12 protein-coding genes and 1 pseudogene are annotated in these 12,637 nt (G+C 69.8%); 5 read left to right on the top strand and 8 right to left on the bottom strand.

The features are described from left to right. Positions 1-80 precede the first annotated feature (80 nt). Genes D457_RS0126225 through D457_RS0126215 form a run of 3 tightly spaced genes read left to right on the top strand, consistent with a single transcriptional unit; the run spans position 81 to position 3,308 of the window. Positions 81-1,076: a DMT family transporter gene (locus D457_RS0126225; RefSeq protein WP_017583652.1), complete on the top strand. Its 996-nt coding sequence runs from the start codon at positions 81-83 to the stop codon at positions 1,074-1,076. Further along, positions 1,070-2,281: an aromatic amino acid transaminase gene (locus D457_RS0126220; RefSeq protein WP_017583651.1), complete on the top strand. Its 1,212-nt coding sequence runs from the start codon at positions 1,070-1,072 to the stop codon at positions 2,279-2,281. The genes D457_RS0126225 and D457_RS0126220 overlap by 7 nt, the downstream gene beginning before the upstream one ends. Before the next feature lie 25 nt (positions 2,282-2,306). Further along, positions 2,307-3,308 carry a TIGR00341 family protein gene (locus D457_RS0126215; protein WP_017583650.1) on the top strand — a complete coding sequence of 334 codons (1,002 nt, stop codon included), beginning with the start codon at positions 2,307-2,309 and terminating at the stop codon, positions 3,306-3,308. Positions 3,309-3,327: 19 nt separating this feature from the next. On the opposite strand, the gene D457_RS0126210 is transcribed toward D457_RS0126215, so the two are convergent. The 6 genes from D457_RS0126210 to D457_RS0126185 all read right to left on the bottom strand — a co-directional run bounded on the left by D457_RS0126210 (position 3,328) and on the right by D457_RS0126185 (position 9,845). Beyond that, positions 3,328-3,615 carry a LapA family protein gene (locus D457_RS0126210; protein ID WP_026117052.1) on the bottom strand — a complete coding sequence of 96 codons (288 nt, stop codon included), beginning with the start codon at positions 3,613-3,615 and terminating at the stop codon, positions 3,328-3,330. Between the two features lie 381 nt (positions 3,616-3,996). Next, positions 3,997-5,256, bottom strand: coding sequence for a glycosyltransferase family 2 protein (locus tag D457_RS0126205; RefSeq protein ID WP_239646234.1), 1,260 nt, complete (start codon positions 5,254-5,256; stop codon positions 3,997-3,999). Between the two features lie 119 nt (positions 5,257-5,375). Next, positions 5,376-5,534, bottom strand: a complete 159-nt coding sequence (locus D457_RS36545) for a hypothetical protein (RefSeq protein WP_017583647.1) — start codon at positions 5,532-5,534, stop codon at positions 5,376-5,378. Positions 5,535-5,715: 181 nt separating this feature from the next. Next, on the bottom strand, positions 5,716-6,942 hold the full coding sequence (locus D457_RS33435) for an AI-2E family transporter (RefSeq protein ID WP_017583646.1): 1,227 nt from the start codon (positions 6,940-6,942) through the stop codon (positions 5,716-5,718). A 66-nt stretch (positions 6,943-7,008) separates the two neighbouring features. After that, positions 7,009-8,823, bottom strand: coding sequence for a GMC family oxidoreductase (locus tag D457_RS0126190; protein ID WP_017583645.1), 1,815 nt, complete (start codon positions 8,821-8,823; stop codon positions 7,009-7,011). Positions 8,824-8,924: 101 nt separating this feature from the next. Next, entirely contained in the window at positions 8,925-9,845 is a 921-nt protein-coding gene (locus D457_RS0126185) for an MBL fold metallo-hydrolase (RefSeq protein WP_026117050.1), read from the bottom strand. A 138-nt stretch (positions 9,846-9,983) separates the two neighbouring features. On the opposite strand from D457_RS0126185, the gene D457_RS0126180 reads away from it, so the two are divergent. Next, complete coding sequence (locus D457_RS0126180; protein WP_017583643.1) at positions 9,984-10,640, top strand: TetR/AcrR family transcriptional regulator; 657 nt, start codon at positions 9,984-9,986, stop codon at positions 10,638-10,640. A gap of 81 nt (positions 10,641-10,721) precedes the next feature. Here the strand turns inward: D457_RS0126180 and D457_RS0126175 are convergent, their stop codons facing one another. Both D457_RS0126175 and D457_RS33430 read right to left on the bottom strand, forming a co-directional pair. Beyond that, on the bottom strand, positions 10,722-11,549 hold the full coding sequence (locus D457_RS0126175) for an SAM-dependent methyltransferase (protein ID WP_017583642.1): 828 nt from the start codon (positions 11,547-11,549) through the stop codon (positions 10,722-10,724). A gap of 295 nt (positions 11,550-11,844) precedes the next feature. Continuing rightward, positions 11,845-12,156, bottom strand: a complete 312-nt coding sequence (locus D457_RS33430; protein ID WP_017583641.1) for an AMP-binding enzyme — start codon at positions 12,154-12,156, stop codon at positions 11,845-11,847. Between the two features lie 150 nt (positions 12,157-12,306). Between D457_RS33430 and D457_RS33425 the strand changes: the two are divergent. Further along, positions 12,307-12,637 (top strand): annotated as a pseudogene (locus D457_RS33425) (RNA-guided endonuclease TnpB family protein); the annotation flags it as partial.

The following is a 12,637-nucleotide window of genomic DNA, read 5'->3' as shown; positions in this document are numbered from 1 at the left end:
GGCAGATTCTGCCAATATCGCTTCTTCAGAAGCAATAATTCGCAATCGTCAGCCTCGGTGTTTTCCGTACCGTCGCTCCTATGAGCAGACCAACCGGCGCGTCTTCCGGGACCGTCACCACCCCCTCGCTCGCCGTCGGGCTGGCCGCGATGGCGGCGACCGTGGTGCTGTGGGCCGGGTTCGCCCTGAGCATCCGCGGGATCGGTGCCTCCGACCTCACCGCCCTGGACACCGCCTTCCTCCGCTTCCTCACCCCGCTGATCGTCCTCGCCCCCTGGGTCCCCCGAGCCCTGCGCCGCGTGCGCCACGAACGCAGGGGCGTCCTGGCGGCGTTGTGCGTCGGCGCCGGTCTCCCGTACTTCCTCATCGCCGCCTGGGGCGGCTCCCTGACCAGCGCCGCGCTGGTGGGGATCGTGATCCCGGGGACGGTGCCGCTGTTCGTCACCGTGCTGGCCTTTGGGCTCTGGCGGACCCGGGCCCGCCCCGCCCAGTTGGGCGCGCTGGTGCTGATCGTCCTGGGCGTGGCGGTGACCGTGGTGGCCGCCACCTCCCCGGACCGGGTCGCCGGGGTCGCGGTCCTGCTCTGCGCGGGACTGGTGTGGTCGGTGTACACCCTGGCGCTGCGCGAGACCATGCTTGATCCGGTCAGTGCGGCGATCGTGCTCTGCGGCCCCTCCGCTCTGCTGTCCGGGGCGCCGATCCTGCTCGGCCTGGTCCCCTCGTCCCTGGTCCGGGGAGCCGCCCTCGGCGACGTCCTGACCTTCGTGGCCGTGCAGGGCATCGGCGTGGGTGTGCTCGCCGCCCTCTGCTATGCCACCGCCATCCGCAGCCTTGGCGGCCCGGTCGCCGCCACCCTGGGCGCGCTCAGCCCGGTGCTGACCCTGCTCCTCGCCGTGCCGCTGTTCGGCGAGCCGATCACCGTCGCGACCACAGTCACCCTGCTGCTGGTGCTGACCGGCGTGGTCGCCTTCAACCTCCTGGCCGCCCGGCCCGCCCCACCGAGCTCGCCATCTCCGCCCGATCCGTCCGTCACCCCGACCGCAGGCCGCCGCCCCGAACTGGAGCCCTCATGCTGATGCCGTCCATGCGCGCCCCGCGCACCGACCCCCTCTGGCAGCTCACCGCCGCCTGCGACGCGGACCGGCGCCCGCAGCGCCTGGACCTCATCGTCGGCGTCTACCGGGACGACACCGGCGCCTCCCCGGTCTTCGGCGCCGTCGCCGAGGCCGAACGCCGCCTCGCCGAACGCGCACCCTCCAAGGAGTACCTGGGCCCGGCGGGCAACCGCCCCTTCAGCGCCGCGCTCACCGAACTGCTCTTCCCTGCCGAACAGGTCCGCGACCGTATGCTCGCGATCCAGTCGGTCGCCGGAACCGGGGCGCTGCGGCTGCTGGCCGAACTCCTCGCCGAGACCGGGCCCGACCGGACCGTGCACCTGGGCACCCCCGCCTACCTCAACCACCGCACGATCCTGCGCACCGCCGGGCTGCGCGTACACGAGTACCCCATGCTGCTGCCAGACGGCAGCCCCGACCCCGATGCCGCCCTCGCGGCGCTCGCCGACGCCGCCCCCGGCGACGTACTCCTGCTCCAGGGGTGCTGCCACAACCCCACCGGCACCGCGATGCCCGTGCAGCGCTGGGAGGAACTCGCCCACGCGATGGCCGTGCGCGGGGTGGTCCCCTTTATCGACCAGGCGTACTTCGGCCTGGGCGACGGGCTCGACGCCGACCTGGCGGGCATGCGCCGCATGCTCGAAATCCTGCCCGAAGCGGTCGTCGCGGTCAGCGCCTCCAAGGCCTGGGGCCTGTACAACGAACGCACCGGCTGCGCGATCGTCATCTCCGACGACCCCGCCCGCCGGGCGCACGCCTACAGCGTCCTGGAGACCGTCGCCCGCGCCGGCTACTCCCAGCCGCCGGACCACGGCGCGCGCATTGTCCACGAGATCCTCACCGGACCCGACCTGCGCATGCGGTGGACCGCCGAACTCGACGCCATGCGCGGGCGCCTCAGCGACCTGCGCACCGCTCTGGCCGATGCCCTCGCCCACCGGACCGGCACCGCGGAATTCGAGCCGCTCTGCGACCAGCGCGGCCTGTTCCTGCGCCTGCCCCTGACCGAAACCCAGATGGGTCTGCTGCGTGAGGACCACGCCGTCCACGGCCTGCCCTCGGGCCGGATCAACCTCGCCGGTATCCCCGCGCACCGTGTTGACCAGGTCGCCGACGCGATCAGCCGGGTTCACCTGGCTGATCGCGCCGTGTCGTACGCCCACTGAAGGGGCACGCGGCGATACTCGACCCATGCTCAGTGGATTCCTCGAACGTGTCCTGCCAGCCTCCCAACGGCGCACGCCGGACGAGCTGGCCCAGGACCTCGACCTGTCGGTGGGCGACAGCCGGGCCAAGAGATCGGCGTTCTGGACGATGCTGACCCTGTCGTCGGTCATCGCGGCCGGCGGAGTGCTCACCGACTCCACCGCAACGGTGATCGGAGCCATGATCATCGCACCCCTGTCGACCCCGATCATGGGAATCGCCCTGGACATCGTCCGCCAGGACCGGACCGGCGCTGTCCGGACGGTCGTGCTCGGCTGTCTACTGGTGGTCGGCGTCGGGTTGCTGTTCTCCCTGGTGGTGCCGGGCGGCTATGACCTGCTCCAGAACGCGCAGATCTCCGGACGGACCTCACCCGGAATCATGGATCTGGTCGCCGCACTGGCGACCGGCGCCGCAGGGGCCGTGGGGCTGGCCCGCCGGGACGTCGCGGCGGTGCTTCCCGGCGTGGCCATCGCCATCTCGTTGGTTCCGCCCCTGGTGGTGGCGGGTGTGTGCCTGGGCGAAGCCGATCTGTGGCAGGCAGCGGGGGCGCTCGTGCTGTTCCTGTCCAACCTGCTCGCGCTGGTGTTCGCGGGGATGGTGGTGTTCGCCGCTTCCGGTTACGGCAAACCCCGGGAGCACCGGAACAGGCAGGTCGCGCGCAGAGCGTACCTGGCCCTGGGGCTGTTGTTCGCGGCCGTGTTCGTGCCCCTGGCGGCCAACACGGCGGCCACCGTGCTGATCACGGTGTGGACCAACCGGGTCGAGGACGCGGCCGGCCGGTGGCTGTCCGAACAGCCGGGCTCCTCGGTGACGAGTGTGCAGCTGGTATCGAGGACCATGCACGTCGAGGTCCTCGTCGATGAGTCGGCTCCCTCGACGGAGGATCTCCTGGCGGATCTGCGGGGCCGGATCCCTGCCCAGTTCCACGTGGTGGTGGAGACGACAGCCGGTCAGCGTGTCGACGCCGGTCCGGTCGGAGGGTGAATCTCTCCGGCGAGGACCGTCACCTCTTCGAGCCCTTGCGCTTGCGGCGTTCCGAAGGGCGCAGCAGCAGCCCGATGGCCAGACCGACACAGACCGACACGGCCAGGGTGCCCCACAGCGGCGCCGTCAGGGAGATGAACAGGAGCTGGATCTCGGTCACGTCCCGGTTCTGGGCCACGAAGACGACCGCGACGACCAGCAGGCCCAGCGCCACCCACACACGGGGTGGGACCGAGGCTACGGAGAACCCCTTCGTGGACGTGCTGTCTCCCGCCGCGGTCTCTTCCCGCGGTGTGGGTGCCGTCATCGGATCGCCTCCTGCTCACAGAACCGTGGAATCAGCCGCCCGGAACGGCGGACGCCGCTCCTTCTGATCCGCGATGCTCCCTTGCCGATCCCCGCCTGCTCGGACAGCATTCCCTGGACAGGGCACCGTCGAGGGCAGGCTGTGTCCAAATGTTGGCCCGGATTCGACAGGTGCGCACCTGTGCCCGAGCCGAAGGGGAGTAAGGGCCCGAGGCGGGGGAGGGTGTTGAGCAGATCCGCCGTTCCATGGCCAACGCGGAGGCCGTGACCCACCTGGACACCACTGTGGTGGACGCCCTCCGCGGCCCGCGGACTGATGAAGAAGAGAGGTCGAGGGCCCTGCCACTCCGTATGACAAGGCCCTCGGCCTCTTCGGTGCCCGTTACACGGAGACCTCGACTTTGTCGCGGGTCCCCCACTGCGCGATCCGACCGCAGGTGAGCATCGCGTACAGGTAGAGCGGTCTCAGCAGGATGAGTCGCCACACCGTCGCTACCGGCGCGAACAGGAACAGGGTGAACCTCTGCGCGACCGTCTCGTCCGACCGCACGATGGTGAAGATACGAAGCGAGATCAGGTAGCTCACGGCCGTTCCGATGATCAGGGCGGCCAGCGCGATGTCGCTTGCCTGTGCCCTCAACCCCGGGTGCAGGAGGATGACGAGCGGGATGACGTATCCGAGGAACAGGTGCAGGTACTCCAGTACCGTCCCCCAGAACACGACACCGCGCACCGGCATGTACCGCAGCCACCACAGGTGTCGCACGGTCGTACCGCGCATCCAGCGCAGCTGCTGGCCGAAGTAGTGCCCTGCCCGCTCCGGAACCAGGGTGAAGACCAGCGACGACGGTTGGTGGACCGTGTCCCCCTCCAGGAGTGCGTAGAAGGTGAGCATGGAGTCGTCGTTCATCTGCATGGGACGGCCCATGAAGCTCTCGTTCTCGTACACTCCTGCAGTGTTCCGGATCAGGTGGGCCCGGTAGAAGGCCAGCGTTCCCGAGTTGATGGTGACCCTGCGCATGACCGACTGCGCGCTGCGCAGCCCCCGTGTGAACGGCAGGTAGAGCAGACCGGTCATCCGGGTCAGCAGATTGGCGTCCCGGTTGAGCACGATGACGTGCCCGGCGACGGAACGCACCCGGGGATCGGCGAAAGGCGCCAAGCCTTCCCGGACGGCGTGCCGGTCCATGACCGAGTCACTGTCGAGGGTGACGAAGATGTCCGCGTCGTCGTCGGCCAGGACGTACATCTGCGCGAACCGCTTGCCCCGGTTGGACGTGCGGTCCCACGTGGCGCCGACCCCGGCCTCGGCGGCCCTGTCCAGGAACGCGTCGCGGATCTCGGCGTAGTCGACCACCGCCCCGGTATCCGGATCGTGGGAGCCGTCGTCGACGACCCTGATCCGGTCCACCTTCCGGCTCTGTTCGAGTGCCGACCGCAGACACATCTCCAGGACCCGCGGGTCCTCGTTGTAGACGGGGATCTGCACGGTGACGACCAGCTGGTCGAGTTCTTCCCGCTGGGCCGCGGTAGCCCGGAAGGGTCGTTCGAACCAGGCCAGGGGCACCCACCACAGGAGCGCGAAGCACGCCAACCAGACCATGCCCAGGTTGGCTTCGGCCCCGACTCCGTGGCGGATCATGACGATGAGGTGAAGGGTCCCCCAGGACAGAAAACCGCACAGGGCCAGAGCCCCGAGAGCAGCGACCACTCCGGGCCGCACACAGCGAGCTCGTGGAAGTTCGTCGAGTTGGTTGCTCACTACTGCGTCGGCCCCACTCCGGAGCGGAAGGAGAACCGGATACAGGCTGCGCCCGCCAGTGTGAGCAGCAGACCGATGGCGATGATCCACAGGTGTCCGGTGGCGAAGCCGGTGACGGCCAGGGTGGCGCCGGACCCGGTAGCTGACCCATAGGGCATTTAATCACTCTCCGTTTCGTTTCGGCAGACACAATGACAGAGAGTGATTATTGTTGGTTCTCGGAACAGGAAAGGTCGGTGACGGTTACGGTCAAGAGGTGGTCAATGACGCTGTACGAGACCGCCACGGATCCGGATCGTCCGGATTCCGGGTGAGGGCGTGCGCCTGGAGGGCCCGGTCTCAACCGTCGGCACGGGTGCCGCCCGAGCCCTCCTGGACGCCTTCGTGCTCGTCTTCGGGCTTCGGCTGCGCGGCCGGCCGGTTGCGCAGCAACGCGGCCAGTACCGCCGCGACCGGGGTGGCCAGGAACAGGCCGGCGATGCCGCCGAGGATGCCGCCGATGGTGAGGGCGATCAGCACCACGGCCGAGGGCAGCTCCAGCGCCCGGCCATAGATGCGCGGCGCGAACACGTTGCTCTCCAGCTGCTGTACGAGGATCACCGCGGCGAGTACGACCAGCGCGATGATCCAGTTCTCGGTCACCAGGGCGACCAGAACCGCGATGAGCCCGCTCAGGAAAGCCCCGATGATCGGCAGGAACGCGCCGATGAACGTCAGCACGATCAACGGGATGGCCAGGCTGGTGTCGATGACGATGAGCAGCACGATGCCGATACCCACCGCGTCGAACACACCCACCAGCGCCACGCCCCGGATGTAGTTGCCCATCACGTCGTAGGACACCTGCGTGGAGTGGCGCAGGGCCGGGCGGGAACGGGACGGGAACAGGCTGGCGACCCAGTCCATGAGTTTGTCGCCCGAGTGCACGAAGTAGATGGTCAAGACGATGATCAGCACGATCCCGAGCACGACGCGGGTCACGGCGGTGGTCGCTGTCCACGCACCGCTGAGGATCTGGTTGCTGTTCTCGGTGATCAGGGATTGGATCTGGCCCCAGGCGTTGTTGATCGCGTCGGTGAGCAGCGCCGGGTCCAGACCGAAGGGCAGGTCCATGGCCTGGAGCTGGGTGACGGCGCGGTTGACGCTGTCCACGAGGTCGTCGAAGCTGGCGACGGCGGGGGTCACGATCAGGGTGACCGCCCCGCTGTAGACGATCAGGGCGATCAGCAGGGTGAGCGCCGTCGACGACCCCCGGCCGAACCCGCTCCGTTTGATCGGGTTCGGCCGGCGCAGCCAGTTGGCCAGGGGCATCAGCAGGGCGGTGAGGAACACCGCGATGATCATCGGGAGGGTGACCACCGACAGGTAGGTGAGCGCGTAGACCAGCAGGCCCGCCAGCACACCGATGACCAACAGACGCCAGGCCGCGTCACTGACCACCCGCAGCAGGTCACCGGCGCGCGCGTCGTCCTCGGTCTCCTGTTCGGCCTCGGCCTCCTCCTGCTCGACCTCCTGCCGGGCTTCACGCTCGGCGCGTGCACTGCGGGCTGCGTGCCACTTGTTCACAAGGGAACCGACCCCTGGCCACTGGGATTGCACATGTACTCCGTTCTTCGGGCGCGTGAGCGTTCCTCACGCGCCCCTAGTGTGGCCACCGCTCGCCTTGACGAGGTCGGCCGCCTTCTCCGCTGCCATGATCGTGGGCGCGTTGGTGTTGCCCCGCGGCACGGTCGGGAACACCGAGGCGTCCACGACCCGCAGGCCCTCCACATCGAAAACGCGCAGTTCGGGGTCGACCACCGCGCCGATGGCACAGGTTGATGTTGGGTGGTACAGAGTCTGGCCGGATCGCCGTGCCCAGGCCAGGAGGTCAGCGTCCAAACCCCCGGTCGGCGTGTCGCCGAACGGCCCGGTGACGAGGTCGGCCAGGGCCGGTTGGGCGGCGATCTCCAGGGCGATCCGGATCCCGGCGAGCAGGCTGTCCCGGTCCTGCCGGGTGGTCAGGTAGTTATGCACGATCCGAGGCGCGGTGTCGGGCCTCGCCGAGCGCAGTGTCACCGCGCCTCGACTGGTCGGGGCCAGTACACACGGCCCGAAGGCGAAACCGTGCTCGGTCACGGGGCCCAACCCCTCCTGGTGGAACAGGGCGTTGGCGGAGTGGAACTGAATGTCAGGGGAGTCCAGGTCGTCCCGGCTGCGGAAGAACCCGCCGGTCTCGGCGATGTTGGAGCTCAGCGGGCCTCGCCCCTCGTTCTGGAGCAGCGCGGCGTTCTCCGGGGTCACCGCCGCGAGCGGCGACTCGACGTCGGTGCGGAAGTTCAGCAGCGCCATGTAGTGGTCCTGGAGCCCTTGGCCCACCGGAAGGTCGCGCACCACGTCGATACCGAGGGCTGCCAGCGTGGCCGCGGGACCGATCCCGGACAGCATCAGCAGCTTCGGGGACCCGTAGGCGCCCGCGCTCAGGACCACCTCGCGTTCGGCGCGCACCACCTCGACGGTGCCGTCCCGCTCCATCTCCACACCGACGGCACGGCCGTTCTCGATCACCACGCGGTGGGCCGTGGCCGAGGGGAACACGGTGAGGTTGGGGCGCTCCAGGGCCGGGTGCAGGTAGGCCACGGAAGCGCTGCACCGCAGGCCGCCGCGCTGGGTGAGCTGGTAGTGACCTACCCCGAACTGGGTGCGGCCGTTGAAGTCGTCGTTGGCCGGATACCCGGCCTGCTCGCCGGCCCGGACGAAGGCCGCGGGCAGCGGGTGCCCGGACCGGCCGTCGCTGACGGTCAGCGGTCCGCCCACCCCGTGGAACCCGTCCTCACCGCGCTCGTTGTCCTCCGCGCGCCGGAAGTACGGCAGGACGTCGGTGTACGACCAGCCCTTGGCCCCGTCCCGGGCCCAGCGGTCGTAGTCGGCCCAGTCGCCCCGGATGTAGATCATCGCGTTGATCGAGCTGGAACCGCCGAACACCCGGCCGCGGGGCAGGTAGACACGCCGCCCGTCGGCGCCGGGTTCCGGCTCGGAGTCCAGGTCCCAGTCCAGTCCGGACTTGAACAACTGAGGGAAGGCCGCGGGGACGTGGATCTCCTGGGCTTCGTCGGGGCCGCCCGCCTCGATCAGCGCCACCTGGACGTCGGGGTCCTCCGACAGCCGCGCCGCGAGCACACAGCCCGCGGATCCGGCGCCGACGATCACGTGGTCGTAGGTACTGGTCATGTTCTGGGGGTTCCTTCCGCAGTGGAGGGTAGCCGTCGGGGGGGTCGACGGGGTCAGGACGTGGGTGAGGAACTCGATCTGGTCGGCCAGCAGCCGCATCTGCTCCGGTCCGTCGTAGACGTCGAAGCGGCCGAGCGGGTACTCACACAGATGTGCCCAGCGGCCCGCCTTCGAAGCAGCCCGGCGTGCGGCCCCGGGCGGTGCTGCCGGGGTCGAGGAGAACTCCGCGCCGACCACCCGGTGGCCGTACCGGATATGCCGCTCCGCCCCGTGCCGCGCACCGTCTGGGCGGTCGGCCAGTTCTCGGACCGGCTCGGCCGGGGAGGCCCCTGACCCGGCTACACGGTGCGGTAGCAGTCCGGCTGTACAGCTCGGTAGCGGCCCGGCTCCACCTCGGTGACGCGGCCCCGGACCAACAGTCGGTCCAGGTGCCGCTGGGCCGTGCGCCGCTCCACCGGCCGTACGTGTGCCCCCCTCACGTGCGGCCGGTAGACCAGCCGGTGCTCGACGATCTCCTCGACGGTCCGCGGCCCGTCCAGGAACTTCAGGAGGGTCTCCTCACGCCGCTGGATCACCCCGGCGTAGGCGTCGAGGCGGCTCCGGAACTCCTCGGCGCCCTCGATCACGCCCTTCTGGTGCGCGGTGCCGTACCAGCGCGCCTCGATCTCCCGCAGGCGGCCGATGGAGGCCTCGAACTCCGCCAGACTGCTGCCCACGTCCCCGTAGTAGGGGCCGAACGACGTCAGGTCGACATCGGCCACGAACAGGAAGCCGTCCGGCTCGACGAGGAAGCCGCAGTGCCCCGCGGTGTGACCGGGCAGGTGCACGACCGTGACCGTGCGCCCGCCCAGGTCGAACACCGCGCCGTCCTCGAACCCCCGCGCGTCCGGGCGTCCCCGCACGTGGAACTGCTCCCGCAGCATCGCCCCGGCCTCCTCGGCGTCCTCGGGGGCGAAACCGAAACCGGAGACCAGGGACTCGGGCGAGCGCAGCGCCTCGAGGTCGCCCTCGTGCACGTGCACCGGGACGTCGTAGCTGCCCAGCCCGGCGATGTGGTCCTCGTGGGCGTGGCTGACCAGCACCAGGTCCGCGGGTGGCGCGCCCTCGACCAGGGACAGCGACGGGTCCACCACCAGCGTCGCATCCGAGCCCTTGACGAGCAGGGAGTTCCCGTGCGGGTAGGTGCCCCGATCGGCGCCATGGAGCACAGTCACCGCGCCGTAGTCCACCGCCGTGTATCCCGTGGGATGTGTGCCCATGGTCCTCCTTCGGAGTCGGTCGAACGCGCTCCGCCGCAAGCGGCCGCGGGAGCGACGATAGGGGAGGCCCAGAATTTACACAACAGTCGTTATGGAAAATGTGGCAGACTGGGGACGTCGATCGAGGAGGGCCCGCGAGTGGACGGTGTGGACACGGAAGTGACGGCGACCCGGCGGGGGCGCCCGCCCGGCGACCACCCCGCCAGACGCGCGGAGCTGCTCAGAGCCGCCATATCGGTGCTCGCCCGGGAGAGCTACGCCGGTACGTCCCTGCGCAGGGTGGCCCAACGGGCCGGGTGCACGACCGGCGCGGTGACCTACTACTTCGCCAGCAAGAAGGCGCTGCTCCTCGCGCTCGCCGAGGACTGCTTCGACACCTATGACGCGATGCTCCGGGACCTGTCGGAGGGGGCAGACCTCAGGGAGCTCCTCGGAGAGTGGCTGGCCCGTACCACCGGCGACCCGGAGTTCTGGCCGGTGATGTCCCAACTGCTCGCCCAAGCACGGTTCGAACCGGACCTGGCCGAGGTCGTCGAGCGCCGGTACGCGCGTTTCCGTACCGCCTACACCGCGATCATCGCCGCCGAACAGCGGCGAGGCGCCGTCCGCGACGACATCCCCGCCGAGCTGCTCGCCGACCAGCTCACCTCCGTCGCCGACGGGTGGATGCTGATGTCCCCCTTCGAGCCCGAGAGGTTCACCCCGGACCGGGCCGAGGCCCTCGTCGACACGGCCGTCGCCCTGATCGCCCCGACCGGGCCCCCGGCCACCAGACCCGGGCCGATCGGTCAGTGAGACTGATCGACCGTCCCCGGAAACCCTGAGCTACTCCGACTCCGTGCCTGCCTGCCCCGTGCTCGCCCGCCCCCGTACTCCTCACGGCTTGCGGGCCACCCCGCCGTACTGGTCCAGGCCCTTGCGGGCGCCCTCGATGTGCGGGCGCCACAGCGGGCAGGGGACCACACCGGGCTCCAGCAGCTCCAGCCCCTCGAACCGGGCGGCGACCGCTTCGGGGCTGCGCAGGAGGTAGGGCACGTCGCCCTGCTTGTTGCCCACCTCGATGGCCTGGTTGTAGGCCTCGCTGGTGTTGGTGCCGTCGTAGCTCGCCAGATAACTGCCGGATGGCAGGGCGGCCACGAGACGGCTCACGATCGGTTGCAGCTCGTCGTCGGGGATGTGGCCCAGGATCCCCATCAGCATCAGCGCGATCGGCTGATCGAAGTCCAGGGTCCGGGCGGCTTGCTCCAGGATGGCGTCGGGGTCGCGCAGGTCGGCGTCGACGTAGTCGGTGGCTCCCTCGGGGGTGCCGACCAGGAGCGCCCGGGCGTGCGTGAGGACCAGTGGGTCGTTGTCCACGTAGACCACGCGGGACTCGGGGGCGATCGACTGGGCGACCTCGTGGGTGTTGTTGGCGGTGGGCATGCCCGTGCCGATGTCGAGGAACTGCCGGATGCCGACCTCCCCGGTCAGGTGGGTCACCACGCGGACCAGGAACTCGCGGCTGGTGCGGGCCAGGTCCACGATCTCGGGGAAGAACTCGGCCACCTGGTCACCGGCGGCGCGGTCGATCGGGTAGTTGTCCTTGCCGCCCATCCAGTAGTTCCAGATCCGGGCCGAGTGGGTCCGGGTGGTGTCGATCTGCGGCTTGCCGCCGGAGGGAGCAGCGGCGGAGGGAGCAGCGGACGGCGTCGCGTCGTCGGTCATGGGGGTGTGTCCACCTCGGGTGCGTCGGGGGTCGGCTCCGCGGCCGGGCGAACCGTCGCGCGCCGGAAAGCGGCGCACACCGGAAAGCCCTGCCACGACGGGGCTCATGATAGCCCGGACGCCAGGGGGTAGCCGGTGACGATCCCGGGCAGCGCCCCGGCGCGGCGCTGCCGCCCAGCGGGGCGACCACCAAGTCGTGGGCCGGGGCGACAGCCGGGGATCAGGGCGATACGGCTGCTTCTCGTGTGGGGGTGACAGATAGGTGTGTGGCCGGTCACAGGAACGGCGTGCTGTGTCATTGGGAAGCGGTGTCGGTCTTGAAGTACCGCCTGCGCAGCTGGTGTTTGAGCAGCTTGCCGCTGGGGGTCCGGGGGAGTTCGTCGACGAAGTCGAAGGAGCGCGGCACCTTGTACCCGGCGATGCGCTCGCGCAGGTACGCCTGGAGCTCGTCGGCGAGCTCGTCGTCGCCGACCACCCCGTCCGGGGTCTGCACGACCGCCTTGACGGACTCGCCCATCTCCGGGTCGGGCACCCCGATCACCGCCACGTCCAGCACCCGCGGGTGCAGGGCCAGCGACCCCTCGATCTCCTGGGGATAGATGTTCACCTGCTTGTTGGCGAGGAGGCCCGGGCGTTCACGCCCGGGAGGAATCGCCTTGCCCGCTGAACCATGAGCGCAGGCGGCAGGCAGTGGGTTTCAGGGGAGTTTTGTGGTTTGGCCCCGCGGGCGGGGGTGGTGTCGTTAGTGTGTTCGATCATGAAGGTGGTCGTGCGCGTCAAGCTGTTGCCCTCGCCGGTACAGGCGAGGGTGCTTGAGGCGACCCTGCACACCTGCAACCGGGCGGCGAACCACGCCTCCCAGGTGGCCCAGGACAGCGGGGCCCGGCACAAGTACGCCCTGCAGGAGAAGGTCTACCACCAGCTGAAGGCCGAGTTCGGTCTCTCGGCGCAGCCCGCGGTGCGGGTGATCGCCAAGGTCGCCGACGCCTACACCACCCGCCAGGCCAACCTTGAGGCCGGGAACCTGGGGAGTAAGGGTTCACCCAACCGTAAGCGGGTGGAGGGCACCCCGATTGCTTTCCGCCCGG

Origin of the sequence: Nocardiopsis valliformis DSM 45023 (assembly GCF_000340985.1) — a bacterium.
Taxonomy (GTDB): domain Bacteria; phylum Actinomycetota; class Actinomycetes; order Streptosporangiales; family Streptosporangiaceae; genus Nocardiopsis; species Nocardiopsis exhalans.
The sequence above is the reverse complement of the archived record's forward strand: the minus strand, read 5'-3'. Positions and strand labels throughout refer to the sequence as shown.